Source organism: Hymenobacter sp. YC55 (assembly GCF_029433095.1).
Lineage (GTDB): Bacteria > Bacteroidota > Bacteroidia > Cytophagales > Hymenobacteraceae > Hymenobacter.
In genome coordinates, this window is record NZ_JARNTX010000003.1 from 264989 (window position 1) to 282491 (window position 17503).

Below are 17503 nucleotides of genomic sequence, written 5' to 3' on the forward strand. Positions count from 1 at the left end.
AGCAGGTAGCAAGAGGTGGGTAAAGGCGTGGTGGTTGGCAGCTTGAACTAGAAAAGAGGCGTTAGCAAACGAGTAAGCAAAGCGAAGTAGATACTTCGTATTTAAAATAAGAACCCCGATGTTGCAGCACCGGGGTTGGCCACCACTAAGCCACGCGGCCTCACCACACCGGCAGCAACAAGAGGCGCACAAAGATGGGGTAGGGGTCTTACCGGCAAGTCACGCAACGGTTATCATTTTGTGAACCCGGTAGCTGTTCCGCTAAACACTATAGGTCGTAATTGGGCGCTTGAGTGGCATGCTTTCGCCACTACTTATAAGGCCGCTGAATCCTGATCTGCCGACCCTAAGTTGCTCGAAATGGGCGCAAAAGCGCGGCAAATCTTGTTTGTGGAAAAACTTAACATGAAAAAGTAACACCAAAAGTAGTCCGCAAAAGCACGACAGTTAACTTTGCGGTAATATGGAACCTTCAACTACCCCCTCACGCGACGACATAGTTATGGCGTTGTTCATGAGCAGCTTGGTGCTGCTTGCCACCTTCTATTTCTTGCTCACTTAGTTAACACGGTCTAGGCGAGGAGTGGTCCTGCCTTTTGCGCAGGCACCACTTCTTACCTGGGCTGTTACCAACACCCTGCCTCTGCCCACGTATTTAGGTTTACATACCTTAAACGACCATGGCCAAAGACAAAAAGAATTCCAGCCCCAAGCCCACCGACAAAAAAAGTAAAAAAGAAAAAAAGGGCTCAAAGAACCAAGCCGCACCTGAGGGCTTGACGGGAATGCTCGGTCAGTTGCAGACTGTCAGTGACCTGCGCCGCCAAGTAGGCCAACTCAGTCCCGGACAAGTAGTGGTGGGTGGCGTGGCCCTGCTGGCCGCCGGCCTGACTTACTGGGCCAAGCAACGCACCAAAACGGTAACACCAGTTAGCGTTACCCCTCCAGTTTCCCCAGCTTCCGTCGCGGCGGCTCCAAGTGCGACTGAGGGAGCAGAGCAAGGTCCGACGGAATCAGATGCCCCGGCCATTGCCCCCAAGAAGAAGGCGAAACCCCGCAAGAAAACTGTATAAGCAATTTCCTGTTTGCGCGCTTTGGCCCATTCCTACCGGCCTTGGCTGATGGGGCCGGTATGCGCGTCTACCACGTTATTCTACTGCCCAAACTCTCTACGAGCAAGTACTTTCCCGAACCCACGGGCCGTTAAGTACGCGCCCGTTGGGTTGAGGCCACCTACGGCAATGTCTGGCAGATAACGCCGTAAGCAGAGGCCCTGATGTGGCGGGGGATGACCCAGTCGGACGCAGGAGCGAGTAGCAGAAGTGACGGTTGTTTAGTGCAGCATCCAGTGCCAAATCCAAATTAGGCCGAGCGCTAGATAGTAGTAGACGTACAGCAGTACGCAGATACCGCCGAGCAGCAAACTCGGCACCAACTCATCAAGGTTATAGCGGGTCATCTAACTAAGCGTGTTCTCTTTTTGTGGTTTGCTACGCGGCACTACGCGACTTTGCACCCACGTCTTTGTCTTGTTTACCGACGGGAAGTAGCCGCGGGCTGGGCAGCGGCCGAAAAATCTTTTCTGCGCCAGACACTTACTTGTCCGGGCTGCATCACCCAAATTCGGTGCCGCGCATCCACGTGCAGCAAATCAGGCACCGCCGCAGGCCCTGGCAGCGTTACGGGCACAAGCGCAGCTCGATTTTGCACCTGGTCGGTAGCCGCGGGTGCTTGGTTGCGCACTTCACTTGCCGGCTCGGTCGGCAACAACAGCAACCCCAGCGCCGTGGCAAAGAGGTAGCCCTGGCCCGGAAGCTGAGCCACGCTGTATACTTCATTGCCGGGCCGCCCCAAGTATTTCACCGTGGACAGCGGCGGCTCGGAAGCTGCGGTGGACGCGGCCCAGGCAAAGCAGCTAAGTCCTTCCGACATGAGCACCCACATGTTGCCCCCGCCGTCGGGCAGCAGCTTCTCAACCAAGTTATCGGGTATTTCGTGGTTGGCTACGCCCTCTTCGTTGTAGCGCGTCCATTGCTGGTGCTGCCACTGGTACAAGCCGATATTGGTGGCAATCCACACGGCGCTGTCGGCCGTTGCCAGCCCCGCGTTCAAAGTCGGAATGTTCAACTGGGCCTGCCACGCTCCCTGACGCTGCTGGTACACTCCGTAGCCAGCCATACCCACCCACACGGCCCCCGTGGCATCCTGTAGCAGCGCCGTGACTGGGGCCACTATGCCCGGTCCTGCCGGGTTGAGCGGCTGCGCCTGCCCGCTGCGGGTGCTTACCTGCAGTAAGCCTTGCTGAGTGCCCAGCCACAGGGTGGTATCCGTCAGTAAAGCGCAGCGGATGGGGGCCGCACTGTGGTAGACAGGTGCAAATTGCCGCCCCCGGCGCCGCAATACGGTTTTCTCGGTTACTAGGTAGGTAGCCTTGCCCCCGGTGAGCAGCGCCACAGCCTTTTCTTGCCCGGCTACCCGGTAGCGCACGGGCGAGCCTCCGCCAAGGGCGGAAGCCCGGCTTACTAGCAGCAAGCCCAAGGTTAGAAAGAACAACAAGACGGGAAACGCAGATTTCATAGGGTAAACAAGGCAGCGCCAAGCAGAATTAAGGTCTTGGCCAAAGATAGCAGTGACCACCTAGCTGCTTTGTAACCATTATGTTATCAAACTGGCGCCCGGCCGCTTTTTTGGTAATGCAGGCTTGATGCCCCCGTAACCCCATCGTCATGTAGCAGCGGCATTTTTACGGCCTACTAACGGGGTTTGTGCCCTTTCTTTTCTCCTTTTTTCCAGATGCTATGAAGCTTACACGTTTACTTTGCGCGGGAGTGATGCTCTCAGCTATGGGCAGCGGGCACGTACAGGCCCAAACTTCGAATACCAACGTCATTATGTACATCGGGGACGGGTTCGGGCTGGCCCCCAAAACGGCGGCCCGCATGGCAATGGGCCAGGGACGAGATGGCAAGCGCTTCAACACCGACCCTAATTTCCAGGTGCTGGCCCTCGACAAGCTTAAATACAACGCCACGGTAACCACCCACTCGCTTAACTCCTGGATTACCGACTCGGCCCCTGGGGCGTCGGTGTACGCCTGCGGTAAGCGCGGCAAGCAAGACAACGAAGTGATTTCGCTGGATCCAGCCACCGGGCAATCCATCGAAACCATTCTCGAAGCCGCTAAAAAGCAAGGGTACGCTGTTGGGTTGGTAAGCACGGCCCGCATCACGCACGCCACGCCCGCGGCATTTGCCAGTCACATCTGGTTTCGCGACCTGGAAGACTACATTGCCGCGCAGTATATCGCCTCTACCCAGCCCCAGTACGAGGCTATCTTCAATGCTAGCCCTACGGCCTCGTTTCGCTATTCAGCGGGGCGCGACTGGGTGCTGCCCACCACTAAAGTAGGAGTGGAGCTAGACGTAATTCTGGGCGGCGGCTCCCGCCACTTCTTGCCCCGTAACGTGGCGAGCCCCTACGAAATTATCCGGGATGCCGCCGGCAACACCATCACCGACCCGGCCACCAGCGCACCAGCCACCCTCACGCGGGGCCGCCGCGCCGACGATGTGGACCTGGTAGGCTACGCCGTAACGCAGCGTAACTACGGCTTTGTTAACAGCCGCGACGCGCTCAACAACCTGAACCTGGCCGATTACACGGGCCCCAACGGCAAAAAGCTGCTAGGCTTGTTTCATGCCTCGCACGTCAACTTCGAGCAGGATCGGCAAACCAGCGCGCCCTGGGAACCCTCACTAGCGGAAATGACCCAGGCTGCTATTCGGGTGTTGCAAGCCAAGAGCAATGGCAAAGGCTTTTTCCTGATAGTTGAATCCGGGCGCATCGACCACTTAGAGCACGCCAACACGGGCGGCATCACCGTAGTGGCCGGTTCCAACGGCAACCAGTACACCGTTGAGACCGACCGGCCCGCTTATGTTGGCGGGGGCGAAGCCAACTATGTGGCTACGCCTGCCACCCCGCGCACCAGCAACGTATACGCCTCGGACTACATGATCAAGGAAGTGCTGGCTTTCGACTACGCCATTGCCGAAGGCCGTGCCTTCCTTAATACGGCTTCCAACGGCCGGACCCTGCTCTTCAGCACGTCCGACCACGAGTGCGGGGGCTTTGCCGTTACAGGGTTGCACGACGAAGCCGATGCCCAACAGAACGGCACCAAAATCCGCACTTACTCCGGCCAAATCACCAAGTCGGTTGCGGCGGAAGCCGGCTACGCCACGCCCACCAACCTCGTGCGCGGCGACGGTGGCGCCGGCGGCTGGTTTCCGGAGTACGTAATGACTACGTTCCAAGGCAAAACGTATCCCACCCCGGCGTCGGCTACGGGCAAGCGCATTGTGGTGGCCTATGGCTCTAACCCCCTCACCAACGGCAACGGCACCCGCGCCAGCACCGGGGTGGGCAGCAACCAGGGCGGTACCCCCGGCAACCACACTCCCCAGGACATCTGGGTGGGCGCTGAAGACAACACCAACAGTTCACACGCGGGCCGCATCAGCGGCCAGGGCCTGCTCGACAACACGGCGCTGACCACCATCATGGCCAACTTCATGAACTTGAACATGTTCGAGCAAACCCTGTCGGCGCGCGGCGGCCAAAACGTGCCGGAGCCGACGGTAGGGGTTTTCCCAACCCCGTTCAACAACCACTTGACGGTTTCGTTTGAGGTGACGACGGCCGCCCCCGTAAGCGTGGAACTCTTCAACGAACTAGGCCAGAAAGTGGCCACGCTGGTCGACAACAAGCTTTACCGGGCAGGTACATTCACGGTGCCCGTTGATGCCCAGCGCCTAGGCAGCGGCCTCTACGTCGCCACCGTTACTATCGCGGGACAAGTAGTTTCCAAAAAAACCGTCAAGCTGTAGCATCAGTACGTGGCAAAACCTGCCTGAAAGCGGCCTTTAAATAACCGTATAGCGTAGTAATTGAAGCGTTGAGTCCTTGGGCAACAAGGGTGGGGTAGCTACCTCACCTTTGTTGCCCAAGGACTTATTGCATTGAGGTGTTTCTCGAAACTGCTGGTCGAGGGCGTCGCAAACTGCCCGTAGTGCCCCAAGCCGATCTTTCCTAGGTACGAGCAGGTGAGCATGCAAACGCCGCAATGATTTAGGCTGGCCTCAACCAGCCTGAGCGGGCTATGGAAGCAAGGCTAGTTTACTGCCAACTTGCTATTTGTTTTCTGCGGGGCCATTCGGTTTCAGTCGGCATCCAGGTACTGGTTTAGCAGCAACAGCAGCAGTTGCCGCCCTTGGGCGAGTTCAACCTGAGGTATTGGCCCGGGCAGCAAGTGGAGCAGCGGATCAACTAAGTGCAGCAAATGCAGCCACTCGGCGGGCGGGACCTGAGTGAAGTAGCCTTCCGGAAACACGGTCTGCCGCAATTGGTGCAGAACTACGTGCTGGAGGGCGGGAGAGAGCAAGCAAAACCGTTGGGTTCGGGGCCGGGTAAGACAACAGGAAGGTTCTGCCGGAGGCATAGCGGGCAATACTCTGCTTTTTTAAACAACTACCGAGCAGATGAACCGCAAAAGTACCGGGCCGCTCCAAATGAGCTTGCTCCTGACAAGTTATCTTTCTGTGATACCTGAAAGGTTACCGGGCCCGCCAACTCACCGCTCAACTAGCTTCCCGATACTTGCGCCCATAGGGTGCAGCTGTACTGCGAGTACCTGGCCCGCCCAACTCCCGTTTGAAATTTGATGCCCGGGAGGACTGATACATAACTAAACCAAGGCGCTACCCGTCCAGAACCTGGATTAACAACGTTGCCTTAACGCAGCAGTAACCTTGCTGCAATATTGGGCGGGTAGTTTTGCGGGGTAAAATCATGGTCAATAGTCGACTCATACCTCCGGCCTACTTGTGTTGTGCTAGGCGCCAGTTCTGACGCTGGGGTACGCCCCACCGTCTTGTTCTCCTTGTTGGACACCATTCCATTCGCTCATTTTCTCATCCGACTTTCCGCTGCTGGCTGGAGCTGTATGCCCGGCCCGTTAGGTAGCGCGCATCATTTCTTGCCCTTTACAGCCTACTAGCCACCTCACACCTTTTATGAAGCAATTGTATTTCACCGTTCTGCTGCTGCTGCTGACTGTAGTTGGTTTGCGTGCGCAAGTAACGACGAGCACCATGACTGGGCTCATTAAAGACGCCGCCGGCGAAGCCTCGATTGGGGCTACCGTGCAGGCCACTCACCTACCGAGCGGCACCAACTACGGTACTGCCACCAACAGCGAGGGGCGTTTCACCATTCAGAACATGCGCATTGGCGGACCTTACCGGGTTGTAATCAGCTACATCGGCTCGAAAACCCAAACCCAAGACAACGTTTCGCTGGAATTGGGCCAGCCCTACGTGCTCAACGCCACGCTAACGGCAGAAAACACCGAGCTGGCGGGCGTCACGGTAACCGGCACCGACCCACGCTCCACCCTCAATTCCGACCGCACTGGCTCAGTTACCAACATCAGCCGCACCGAGCTGCAGCGGCTGCCTTCCATCAACCGCAACCTCAACGACTTCACCCGCCTCACGCCCCAGGCCAATGGCACTAGTATTGGCGGGGGCAGCAACCGCTCCAACTACTTCAGCGTCGACGGGTCGGACTTCAACAACAACTTCGGCATCGGCGGCAACTTGCCGGCCGGCGGAGCGCCCATTTCGCTGGACGCCATCGAGGCTATTTCGGTGAACGTGACGCCCTACGACGTGCGGCAGTCGGGCTTTGTGGGGGCGGCCATCAACGCCGTCACCCGGGCGGGCACCAACGACTTTTCCGGTTCGGCCTACGGCTACTACAACAACCAAAACTACCGGGGCGACAAGGTGGGCGACGAGCGGGTGGTGCTTCAGGATCAGCGCTTCTACCAGTACGGCTTTCGGCTGGGCGGGCCCATCCTCAAAGACAAGTTGTTTTTCTTCGCCAACTTCGAAGACGAAGAAGACCGCACGCCTGGTCAGCAGCGCGTAGCAGCCACTCCCGAGGCGCCTTTTGGCAGCGGCACCAACATCTCCCGCCCCACGGCAGCTGAGCTCGACCAGATCAGCTCTTACTTGCGCGACACCTACGGCTACGAAACGGGGCCTTACCAAGGCTATAGCTTCACGGCGCCCCGCACCAAAATCCTGGGCCGCCTCGACTGGAACATCAACGCCAAGCACCGTTTCAACGTGCGCTACAGCCAAGTGGAAGGCAAGAGCCCGGCGTTTCCGAGCACCTCGCGCAGTCCGTTTGGGGGCTACACCAACGGCAGCGGCAACCGCCAGCAGAACACCGCCCTGTTTTTCCGCAACGCGGGCTACTTCAGCGAAAGCAACTTCTACTCGTTGGCCGCCGAGCTAAATTCCAGCTTCGGCAACAACATGGCCAACACGCTGCGGGCCACCTACACCCGCCAGAACGACCCGCGCAGCTCGACGAGCAGTTTGTTTCCGTTCGTTGACATCCTCAAGGACGGTACCCCGTTCACCTCGTTCGGCTACGAGCCCTTCACCTACGGCAACCTGCGCGACGTGAAAATTTACTCGTTCAAGGACGACTTCACCTGGACCCTGGGCCGCCACAACCTAACCTTGGGCGCGCAGGTTGATTTGAGTGAAACCAAGAACGGCTTCCAGCGCTTCGGCACTGGCTACTACACGTTCAACTCCTGGGAAGATTTCGTGAATGGCCGTTTGCCCCAGGACTACGGCATCACCTACTCGCTGGCGCCTGGCTTTGCGCAGGCTTTCCCGAGCTTCGAATACGGCCAGTACTCGGTGTACGCCCAAGACGAAATTGCCTTAACCGACCGGCTGCGTATTACGCCCGGACTGCGGGTGGACTTAACGTCTTACCCCAACAAGCTGCAGGAGCACCCGCTGATTTCGCCGCTCACCTTCGCCAACGACGAGAAAATCAACGTGGCCAACTTGCCTAAGTCGCAGGTGCTGTGGTCGCCGCGGGTGGGCTTCAACTACGACGTGCTTGGTGACCGGAGCTTGCAGCTGCGGGGCGGCACGGGCATCTTCACGGGCCGCGTGCCTTACGTGTGGATCGTGAGCCAGGCCGGCGACGCAGGTCTGCTGCAAGTCACGCAACTGTACTCGGGCAGCCAAGTACCGGGCCCGTTCAACCCTGATCCTGCTTATTATCGTCCTGATACCCCCCCTACGCCCGGCACCATTATTCCGAGCACCACTACCTCGCTGGCGAGAGACTTCCGTTTCCCGCAAACGTGGAAAAGCTCGCTGGCTGTGGACGCCAAGCTGCCCCTGGGCATCGTTGGTACCCTGGAAGGCATTGTCAACCGGGACCTGAACGCGGCTGTATTTCGCAATGCCAACCTGATCAACCCGGTGAATGCCGCTCTCAACAGCACTGGCAGCTACCCCGACCACCGGGTTATGTACCCCGCGGCCAACACCAATAAGTTCGTGAACCCAATTACCACGGCTGGTTTGCCGGTAGCCAATGGCACAATGGGCAGTAACATCGGGCCTTACAACGCCATTGTGCTCGACAACGCCTCTAAGGGCTACTACTTCTCGCTGACTGGCAAGCTTGACAAGAAGTTCAGCGACAACTTGTTCGGCTCGGTGGCTTACACCTACACCGATGCCAAAAACCTCTACGACGGGGGCGGCGACCAGCCGCTGTCGGCCTGGCAGGGCACAGCTACCATTAACGGGGCCAATAACCTCTCGCTGGACTACAACGGCAACACCCTGCCTCATCGGGTAGTGGCCTCGCTTTCGTACCGCCGCGAGTACCTCGGGCACCTGGGTACCACCGTTTCCTTGTTCTACGAAGGTGCCAGCCAGGGCCGCTATTCCTACCTCTACAGCTCCGACTTCAACCGGGACGGCGCCAACGCCGACTTGATTTACATTCCGCGGGACGCGTCGGAAATCGACTTTGTGCCGGTAACTGTAGGTTCGGGCGCGACGGCCGTTACGTATTCGGGCCAGCAGCAGTCGGATGCCTTCTTTGCCTTCATCGAGCAAGATGATTACCTGCGCAAGCATAAGGGCGAGTACGCCCGGCGCAACGGAGCCACGTTTCCTTGGCGCAACCAGTTCGACGTGAAAATCCTGCAAGACGTGTTCACCAATATCGGCGACAAGCGCAACACCTTGCAGCTAAGCCTGGACATCTTCAACGTGGGCAACCTGCTCAACAACGAGTGGGGCCGCCAGCAGCAGCGCACGGTCAACAACTCTGCTATCCTCGAGCCAGTTAATACAGCGAGCTTGAACCCCACGCTGGCGCCTAATGGCGTCCGGCCCACGTTCCGCCTGGTGCGCGACAACATCACCAGCCAGTTGGTATCCAGCACCTACCGCGACGCGGTAAGTCTTAGCTCCACCTACTACATGCAGATCGGGCTGCGCTACATCTTCAACTAACCTTTTGCGCTTAAGCCAACGCCTGCAGGTCCCGCCCGCAGGCGTTGGTTTTTATAATCTCTCATACCCTCTTTTTCTCGATGCTTAAAAAGTACTGCTTGCTCGCGCTGTTTTTTGGTTTGCCTTTCGCAGGGTTTGCTTGGGGCGTAGTGGGGCACCGCGCCATCGGCAAAGTGGCCGACAACCATCTCAACGGCAAAGCCCGCAGGGAAATCACCCGGCTGCTCGGCCACGAAACGCTAGCGTTGGTAAGCACCTACCCCGACGAAATTCGGCCGTATCCCGACTTTGCTTACACCTCGCCCTGGCACTACGTGAACACGGCCGTGGGCCTCACGCAACCTCAGTACGAAAGCCAGCTGAAGAGCATCACCGAGCCAACGGCTTACAACAGCTTGCTAACCCAAATCAAAACCCTGCGCGACCCGGCGGCCACGCGCGAGCAAAAGGTGTTTGCCCTCAAGTTCGTAGTGCACATCATCGGCGACGTGCACCAGCCCCTGCACACGGGCACCGCCGAAACCCGGGGCGGCAACAAGATTCTGGTGAAGTTTCGGGGCAAGGACACCAACCTGCACGGGCTCTGGGACAGTGGCCTGATCGACTACACGGGCCTGACGTACCTGGAACTGGCCGCCACCGTGGATCATGCCGACCGGACGCAAATCCGGCAATGGCAGCAAGATGAACCCGCCACCTGGCTCTACGAGTCTTATCAGCTCAGTCAGCCCCTGGCCGTGGAAGCCCAGCAGCAGCCCGAACTGGATTACCGCTACTACCCCAAGTACGCTGCCGTAATGGAGCAGCGGCTGTTGCAGGCCGGCATCCGCTTGGCCGGCGTGCTCAACGACGTATTCTCTTAAGGGAAGAAAGCGGAACCCTGTGTCACGCTTAGAACTAACGGCCACCAGTAGCGTGTAACGCTAAGCAGTTGTCCAGCAAGCGAGTAGGGTATATTTCAGTTGGTAATCGCGGGGCGTCTGCTTTATGTTTGTATGAAGCTGTGCGAGCTAGCTTGCGGGCGAGGCGGCAAATCCGGTGCTTTGCCCAGCGTACTCTTCTGAAGTAGGAGGCGCGGAGGGGAGGGGCTCACGGCAGAGTTTCTCCCCTCGTCTATTCAGCGCTTGCCTTGCTGCTAGGCCGGCGAGTAAGTTAAACGGGTTCGGACTGTCTCCGCCGGCCCGGAAATGTCGCCAAGCTCAGCTGAGCTTTGCTGTTCACTTTCCCCACCAAGATTTAGGTTGCCTGCTTTAGGTGATTCCGCCGTAGGCTCGGCGGTTGAAGGCGCCTACCCCAGTAACTCACTTCGTTTTGTCTTACATGATCAACTTCTCCCGAAACCTAGCGCAGCTAGTCGGCCTCGTGTGCTTTATTGGGCTGTTCGCTATAATGGGCTGCCACCGCAATTCGGGGATGCAGTCCGCAAGCTCGCGCAAGTTGTCGGCTCCTTCCGGGGACCCGCTGCCAGTAGCTAGCCTAACCCAAGGAGTGTGGCTCAAGGGGGATTTGCACGTTCATTCCCGGCACAGCAAAGAGTCCAGCAACAATCCCATTGCCAAGATTTTAGCCTTTTCCAGCAAGGTGGGCATGGACTATATCTGCATCACCGACCACGACAATCACGTCGATGGCGATGTAGCCCATCATACCTGGGCCGACCCCGAGTTTACATCAGATTCGCTGCTGCTGCTCTACGGCGCGGAATGGACCACCACGCGTGGGCACGGCAACATCTTCTCGGCCAAGCCCTATGATCATAAGCGCTTGTTTGAGGTGCGGGACCAGCGCGACGTGGTGGTTGGCGAAGTGAAAAACAAGCTCGGCATTCACCTCTCGGCCAACCACCCGAGCGGCAAAGACCACTTCGGTTACTCGTACGATATGCTGGAGTCGCTGGAAGTCTGGAATTCGGTGCTCTGGTCCAACAATGCCAACGCCATTATGATTTGGGACGATATGCTTTCCTCGGGCCGTAAGCTAACGGGTAGGGGAGGCAGCGACGCGCACCACGGCCTGCCAGACACTCCCGAGTTAGCCACCAAAAACAGCCCGCAAGCGAAAGCCAACTACGTAGGCACCCCCACCACCTGGGTGTTCGCCACTGCCCGAACCTCCCAAGCCGTAGTCGAGGCTCTTACCAACGGCCGGGTCTCGGTTAGCGCGAATCCGTTTGCCCCGCGCGTAGAATTCTACGCCGATTCAAACCAGGATGGCACCATGGATATGATGATGGGCGACAATACCAAGGCCGTGGGCAAGCCCGTCACGTTCCGGGTTAAGCTAACCGGAAACACTGTGGCAAAAGAGCCTTACACGATTAGCGTGGTGAAAAATGGTGGCCTCTTCGGCACCTTCCAAGCCAGCGGCCCAACCCCCACCGCCGAGTTTACGGACACCCCGCCATCCACAGGTCGGACCTACTACCGAGTGGTTGTGGAAGGTCCGGCAACCGCTTACCCCCAGGTGCCCGAGTCAGCGGCGCTGAGCGGCAAGATGGTGGGTTTGTCCAACCCGATTTATTTTAATTTCGACCCCAATTTCTGAGCAAATAACTCAGAGCAACTTGCCTAGCGCCCGGCCGTGTTGCCGCGGCGCAACAAAACACGGCTTTTTCCAGCTGTTTTTCGGGGCTCTCTTACAGCTTACCGAAACAAGGAAAGCAGCCACCGCCACGCTTGAAAGGCGCCCCAACCCATGCTCAGCAATATGAGCGTGGCAATCAGGCGGGCCAGATGTTCTTTTAGGAATTCTCTGTTTTCGTGGAAATACCGCATTTCACTTATTCCTTTCAGACCAGGCGTTGGTTGGACTTTCCACTTTTGCTTAACTGGCCTTAACAAGATAAGGCTCTTCGAAGAATTGGCCTAGTACTGCTTATTATCAATTGTTTACCTTGTCGAAGCCCGGTGTTAGACTGAGTTGTGTTAACGAGTGCGACAGGCAAATTTGCGCTTTAGGGTGCTCTTTGGTTTCTCGCTAGGTAACCGCATTTTCTTACCATCCTGCGCAGGAGGTACAATAGAACGTTTAGTATAGTATGCGCCGGTTTAGCGCAACATACTAAGTGTAGGCGGTCGTCACCGGAGCGCACTCAACCCGCCTTGCCGCATGTGGTGGCGGAAAGTACAACAAGGTAATTATTCTGATTCTTGCCTCTCCCAAACCCTGTTCTGGGTCCAGTGGCAGTAAAGCTTGGGTGGAAGAAGTAAGCGGCAAAGGCCTTGCCCCTGAATAACGTGTTGAAAGCAAACAAGTTGATTCGGTAATATGGCTATAACAATGCGGTAATACGCGTTGGCTACCTTCGCAGAGCTTAGCTTAATAGTCATACTATGGCGTTGAAAAATACTAAAAATCTCAGTCGGCGGTCGTTTCTCAAAAACACCGCGTTGGTTTCCGGGGGAGTTACCTTGCTGCCCACCTTGCTGGTCAGCTGCGAGGATGATAGTGATGCCCCTGGTTTTCCGGTGCCATTTGGCTTTCTGGAAGGAGTAGCCAGCTTTGATCCGACGCAAACCAGTGTGCTGCTCTGGACCCGTTATGTACCCATAAGCCGCGAGATAGGCGCGGCGTCTCTGCAGTGGGAACTCGCCGATAACAACCGCTTTGCGCCCGTGCTGCAAAGCGGCACAGTCACCCCAACGGCTGAGCGCGACTATACCGTCGCCGTGGACGTGGCAGGCTTGACGCCCAACAAAAAATACTACTACCGTTTTTCCAATACCCTAACCAAGGCCAAGTCGGTGGTAGGCGAAACGCGCACGCTGCCCGCGGCGGGTCAGGTCGGCAGCGTGAAGCTGGCCGTCGTGTCGTGCGCCAACTACCAAGCCGGCCTTTTCAACGTGTACGGCGCGGTGGCCGAATCCGAGGCCGACGTGGTAGTGCATCTCGGCGACTATATCTACGAGTATGGCGCGGGACAGTACGGCACCAACCCTACTACGCTGGCCTTGAACCGGCTTCACATGCCAGCCACCGAAGTTTTGAGCCTCAGTGATTACCGCACCCGCTACCAGCAGTACCGCCGCGACAAGCAGCTGCAGAAAGCCCACCAGCTCAAGCCCTTTATTTGCGTCTGGGACGACCACGAACTAGCCAACGATGCCTATGTGGACGGGGCCGAAAACCACCAGCCCAACGAAGGCAGCTTTGTTCAGCGCCGACAAATTGCCCAGCAAGTCTGGCACGAATACCTGCCAGCGCGCGTGGCCAGCCGGGAAAAGATTTACCGCAACTTCGACCTGGGTGGGTTCGCCAATTTGCTTATGCTCGACACGCGCATGGTCGGCCGCGACAAGCAGCTAGCTTACGCCGACTACTTCAGCGAAAACGGCACGTTCAACCAAGCGGCCTTCGGGGCGGCCTGGCTGAACCCGAACCGCACTATACTAGGCGCCGAGCAGCGCGAGTGGCTCACCTCCCAGTTAACCAGCAGTTCCGCCAAATGGCAAGTGCTTGGTTCGCAAGTGCTCATGGGCAAAATGTACGTGCCCGCCGAACTGCTCGTGTTGATTGCCCAGCTGGCTTCGACGGGGGCCACGCCCGAAATACTGGCGCAGTACACGGCCCTGACCACGCAGTTGGTGGGCATCAAGCTCCGGCTTCAGCAGGGTGATCCGACCGTGACGGCGGCCGAGCGCGCCCGCGTCGAAACGGTACTGCCCTACAACCTGGATGCCTGGGACGGCTATCCAGCCGAGCGCGAAAAGATCTTCGCGGCGGTCGGCAGCAAGAAACTGATTTCCTTGGCCGGTGACACCCACAATGCCTGGTACAACGACTTGACCACGGCCAGCGGCCGCAAAATTGGCGCTGAATTCGCCTGTTCTTCGGTTTCTTCACCGGGCTTCGAGAGCCTTTTTGGCGGCAATGCGGCCGCCCTACAAGGTTTCACACAGTCCACCCAGCTACTAATCGATGATCTGCTTTACCTCGACGCCTCCGAGCGCGGATATGTGCTAGCCGAATTCGGCGCTACCAACGCTACCTCGCAGTGGCGCTACGTGGCAAGCCTTTCCACTCCCACCACGGCCACCACAACCAACAAGACGGTAACCGAGTCGTAAGAAAGTTTAGCTGAGGTACCGCTTGCCTGGTATTTTGGTATCTGGGAGGCGGCATAAAGCGAATCGGCAGCACACTGAGGTGTACTGCCGATTCGCTTTATGCCAGGGTCTAGTGCTTAGAGTCACGCACTCGAATTTCTTGCTAGGCCGCGTAGCGTAGTGCAGGGCAAAGAATTTTCGTGTTAGCAGCTGACTCTCTGCTCCGCATTCTGTGACGGCTGCGCGTGGCCTTTAGAGGCCAATAAGTGCGCGGGAGAGTACCCGAATTGCTTTTTGAAGGCGTAAGAAAAATGCGAGAGGTTTTCAAAGCCGGTTTCGTAGCACACGTCGGTTGGCTTTCTGCGCTGCTCCGATAAGTGGTAATGCGCTAATTCCAGCCGCTTGTGCGTAAGCCAGCGCTGCGGGGTGGTGTTGAATGCCTTTTTAAAGTCTCGTTTAAACGTAGTTAGGCTGCGGCCCGTCAGCTGGCTAAAGGTTTCAGCGGGCATGTTGAACATGTAGTTTTTTTCCATGAAGCTGATGAGATCAACTTTATGGGGATCATCGAAATTGGCCAACAGATCGTCCAAATCCGGCTCGATGGTGCGCAAAATGCTAATGGCCTCCGTGATTTTCAGGGCGGCTAATTCCGGGGGAAAAGGCCCTTCCACGGCGAAGTAGGGCACCAAGGAAGCCAAGCAACTCTCCAGGAGCGGATGCCGACGAAAACTGCGAATCTTCGGGGCGGCCGGCCCTAGCGCTTGCACCGCCAGCCGACTGTAATAAGTGCGGAGCATGTCGGTGGTCAGCGTCATAACCACGGTTTTGTGCGGCAAACCGTCTTTGGGGTAATTGAGGATGGTAGCCGGCTGGTTGCGGGGAATCAGAAAGATGTCGCCGGTTTGGAAGTAGTGCACGCCTTCGGCCTGCACAATTTTGGTTTGCCCGGAAATAAACCAGATCAGCATGTGGTGGTCGAAAACCACGTCTGATTTAAAGAAGTGGTCTTCGTAGCAAGACAGCTTGATTTCCGGGGTCAGGTAGGTTGATACGTGTTCCATATAACTCGTGCCATCAGAGTTGGAAGTTAACTGCTCATAGCCGCAGCCTGTAACTACACTTCACGGGTGCGCAGTTCGGAAGGGGCTGATGGCCGCAGACATAACCCGCCTTGGCCAATATAATCTTTCTGTTACTTGAGCGTCCCAGCCAGCAGCTAAAGCCCAGTGCTATTGGCGCCCGAGGGTGTAGGGCTAGCCTTAGTTGGCGGGGAAAGTGATGCCGGTGAGTTGCTCGCTCAGGATCCACAACCGCTCGGCGCTGGTCTGGTCCAAGGAATAAGGCTGCACGCCTCGGGCCGTAGACGGGTCGTCGTGGCGGTGTTCGATTTGCCCTTCGTCCAGTTCGGCCACGTCGGCATCTTCGCAATACACGCCGCCCATGGTGTCGAGTAGGGGGCTGGTTGCACACCACACCGTGGTTGCCGCGCCCTGGGGAACGGTCTTTAGCTTGGCGGCCACCTCGGGCAGCACATTACCTTGCGCATCACAAAATCCCATTTGCTGAAACAACTCGAGGGGTGCTTCGCGCCCAAGCTCGGTGCCGTTGATGGAGCCCGGGTGAACGGCGTAAGCCCGGACGCCCACGGCCTGACCCCGCTGGTCTAGCGCCACGGTAAACAAGTTGCTGGCGGTTTTGGATTGGCCGTAGCCTTCGAGCGTGTGGTATTCGCGCTGCTCGAAATTAGGGTCTTCGAAGTTGAACGGCGCCATCTGGTGTCCAAACGAAGACACGTTGACGACCCGGGCGCCCTGGGCTTGTTTGAGGGCTGGCCACAGGCGAGCCACCAACTGAAACTGCCCCAAATAATTAGTCGCCAGCTGCGACTCGATGCCCCGGTGGTCGCGGCGCAACGGCACCCACATAATACCGGCGTTGTTGATGAGCAGATGCAGGGGCCGGCCCGAAGCCAAAAACCTTTCGGCAAACGCATCAATGGATGCGGGGTCGATTAGGTCCATCGTTTCCAGCTCCACATTGGCAATGCCTTGCAGATTGTGTTTGGCTTTTTCCACGTCGCGGGCCGGAACTATGACATGGGCGCCGGCCGCCGCTAGCACCCGGGTGGTTTCCAACCCGATGCCTGCGTTGCCCCCGGTTACAATGGCAATTTTGCCAGTCAAGTTGATGCCCTTGATGACGTCGGTGGCAGTGGTGGTGGCATCAAAACCCGAGCGCAGGGCTTTTTGCAGGGCTCCTTGAAAATTAGCTTGTCTCACGGCTAAGAAATTAGTGGTTGGCGTTGAGACAAAGGTCGAGGGCCTGTCGACGGCGGGCTTTGTTTAGAAGACCTATTTTGTTTGTTTAAAAGACCACTTCAAGCAGCAACAAGCAGATGTGAAATTTCTTAGCTGCAACCCCGTAGCTGCGTCAAAGCGGATTTACAGACGGCAATACAACGCGCCGCAAACCAAACCAGGTTTCTAGCTTTGGTCTACAGCCGGGTGTAGAAAGTGCTTCGATATGCGTCGCCAACAGGGATGATGATGGGGGCACCTGGCGCTGTCCGAATAAAAATTCGGCTGCGCTCCACGGTATGCACGTGCGCCAGGGCCACCGGGCAGTAAGCACGTTCCTTTACCTACGGGCTACTGCCCGGTTGCGTGGCATGGACTGCTCGACCTACTGCTTGAATATTTTTTGGTGGTGGGCAATGCCCCACTCCGTCAAGTTCTGGATTATGGTCTGCAGCGTCAGGCCGTGCTCGGTTAGTTCGTACTGCACCGTAATGGGCTGCGTGCTCAAAACGGTGCGCCGCACGAGTTGATTGATTTCTAGCTCTTTAAGTTCCTTGCTGAGCATCTTGTTGGAGATGCCCGAGACGTCGGCGAGAATGTCGGAGAAGCGGCGCTGGTTGTAGTAGCACAGCGAGGAGATGATAGAAATCTTCCATTTACCGCTGAGCACGTCCATCGAGTCCTGGACGGCGCGCATTTCCTTTCGGTGTTGGTCATTGAGGCGAGGGGGGCAGGACATAAGGGGCGAGGT

Annotated in this window: 12 protein-coding genes; 6 read left to right on the top strand and 6 right to left on the bottom strand. The window is 57.4% G+C overall.

Going from position 1 to position 17503, the window contains the following annotated elements; genetic code table 11:
* Window positions 1–680 precede the first annotated feature (680 nt).
* Window positions 681–1073, top strand: coding sequence for a hypothetical protein (locus P1X16_RS21450; RefSeq protein ID WP_277233627.1), 393 nt, complete (start codon window positions 681–683; stop codon window positions 1071–1073).
* Window positions 1074–1333: 260 nt separating this feature from the next.
* Here the strand turns inward: P1X16_RS21450 and P1X16_RS21455 are convergent, their stop codons facing one another.
* Together P1X16_RS21455 and P1X16_RS21460 are read right to left on the bottom strand one after the other, a co-directional pair.
* Window positions 1334–1459: a hypothetical protein gene (locus P1X16_RS21455; protein WP_277233628.1), complete on the bottom strand. Its 126-nt coding sequence runs from the start codon at window positions 1457–1459 to the stop codon at window positions 1334–1336.
* A 74-nt stretch (window positions 1460–1533) separates the two neighbouring features.
* Window positions 1534–2577 (bottom strand): hypothetical protein, encoded by a 1044-nt coding sequence (locus P1X16_RS21460; protein WP_277233630.1) that lies wholly within the window; start codon window positions 2575–2577, stop codon window positions 1534–1536.
* Between the two features lie 254 nt (window positions 2578–2831).
* Here P1X16_RS21460 and P1X16_RS21465 point away from each other — a divergent pair, with 254 nt between their 5' ends.
* Complete coding sequence (locus P1X16_RS21465; protein ID WP_277234109.1) at window positions 2832–4889, top strand: alkaline phosphatase; 2058 nt, start codon at window positions 2832–2834, stop codon at window positions 4887–4889.
* Window positions 4890–5221: 332 nt separating this feature from the next.
* Here P1X16_RS21465 and P1X16_RS21470 read toward each other — a convergent pair whose 3' ends face one another.
* The gene (locus P1X16_RS21470; RefSeq protein WP_277233632.1) at window positions 5222–5443 is read right to left on the bottom strand and encodes a hypothetical protein; all 222 of its coding nucleotides are present in this window, start codon (window positions 5441–5443) and stop codon (window positions 5222–5224) included.
* A 631-nt stretch (window positions 5444–6074) separates the two neighbouring features.
* On the opposite strand from P1X16_RS21470, the gene P1X16_RS21475 reads away from it, so the two are divergent.
* The 4 genes from P1X16_RS21475 (at window position 6075) to P1X16_RS21490 (ending at window position 14476) form a co-directional block, all read left to right on the top strand.
* A complete protein-coding gene (locus P1X16_RS21475; protein WP_277233634.1) occupies window positions 6075–9410 on the top strand; it encodes a carboxypeptidase regulatory-like domain-containing protein in 3336 nt (1111 codons plus the stop codon).
* Between the two features lie 80 nt (window positions 9411–9490).
* Window positions 9491–10273 carry a S1/P1 nuclease gene (locus P1X16_RS21480; protein ID WP_277233637.1) on the top strand — a complete coding sequence of 261 codons (783 nt, stop codon included), beginning with the start codon at window positions 9491–9493 and terminating at the stop codon, window positions 10271–10273.
* 457 nt (window positions 10274–10730) lie between these two features.
* A complete protein-coding gene (locus P1X16_RS21485) occupies window positions 10731–11954 on the top strand; it encodes a CehA/McbA family metallohydrolase (protein ID WP_277234111.1) in 1224 nt (407 codons plus the stop codon).
* Between the two features lie 788 nt (window positions 11955–12742).
* Window positions 12743–14476, top strand: a complete 1734-nt coding sequence (locus tag P1X16_RS21490) for an alkaline phosphatase D family protein (protein ID WP_277233639.1) — start codon at window positions 12743–12745, stop codon at window positions 14474–14476.
* A gap of 182 nt (window positions 14477–14658) precedes the next feature.
* Here the strand turns inward: P1X16_RS21490 and P1X16_RS21495 are convergent, their stop codons facing one another.
* From P1X16_RS21495 to P1X16_RS21505, 3 genes are all read right to left on the bottom strand, one after another.
* Window positions 14659–15516: an AraC family transcriptional regulator gene (locus P1X16_RS21495; RefSeq protein WP_277233642.1), complete on the bottom strand. Its 858-nt coding sequence runs from the start codon at window positions 15514–15516 to the stop codon at window positions 14659–14661.
* 198 nt (window positions 15517–15714) lie between these two features.
* The gene (locus P1X16_RS21500) at window positions 15715–16734 is read right to left on the bottom strand and encodes an SDR family NAD(P)-dependent oxidoreductase (RefSeq protein WP_277233646.1); all 1020 of its coding nucleotides are present in this window, start codon (window positions 16732–16734) and stop codon (window positions 15715–15717) included.
* A 403-nt stretch (window positions 16735–17137) separates the two neighbouring features.
* Complete coding sequence (locus P1X16_RS21505; protein WP_277233648.1) at window positions 17138–17491, bottom strand: helix-turn-helix domain-containing protein; 354 nt, start codon at window positions 17489–17491, stop codon at window positions 17138–17140.
* Window positions 17492–17503: the final 12 nt, after the last annotated feature.

Excerpts from the sequence above, each read along its gene's own strand:
- P1X16_RS21450 (WP_277233627.1), top strand. The coding sequence starts at position 681 with ATGGCCAAAGACAAAAAGAATTCCAGCCCCAAGCCCACCGACAAAAAA.
- P1X16_RS21455 (WP_277233628.1), bottom strand. The coding sequence starts at position 1,459 with ATGACCCGCTATAACCTTGATGAGTTGGTGCCGAGTTTGCTGCTCGGC.
- P1X16_RS21460 (WP_277233630.1), bottom strand. The coding sequence starts at position 2,577 with ATGAAATCTGCGTTTCCCGTCTTGTTGTTCTTTCTAACCTTGGGCTTG.
- P1X16_RS21465 (WP_277234109.1), top strand. The coding sequence starts at position 2,832 with ATGCTCTCAGCTATGGGCAGCGGGCACGTACAGGCCCAAACTTCGAAT.
- P1X16_RS21475 (WP_277233634.1), top strand. The coding sequence starts at position 6,075 with ATGAAGCAATTGTATTTCACCGTTCTGCTGCTGCTGCTGACTGTAGTT.
- P1X16_RS21480 (WP_277233637.1), top strand. The coding sequence starts at position 9,491 with ATGCTTAAAAAGTACTGCTTGCTCGCGCTGTTTTTTGGTTTGCCTTTC.
- P1X16_RS21485 (WP_277234111.1), top strand. The coding sequence starts at position 10,731 with ATGATCAACTTCTCCCGAAACCTAGCGCAGCTAGTCGGCCTCGTGTGC.
- P1X16_RS21490 (WP_277233639.1), top strand. The coding sequence starts at position 12,743 with ATGGCGTTGAAAAATACTAAAAATCTCAGTCGGCGGTCGTTTCTCAAA.
- P1X16_RS21495 (WP_277233642.1), bottom strand. The coding sequence starts at position 15,516 with ATGGAACACGTATCAACCTACCTGACCCCGGAAATCAAGCTGTCTTGC.
- P1X16_RS21505 (WP_277233648.1), bottom strand. The coding sequence starts at position 17,491 with ATGTCCTGCCCCCCTCGCCTCAATGACCAACACCGAAAGGAAATGCGC.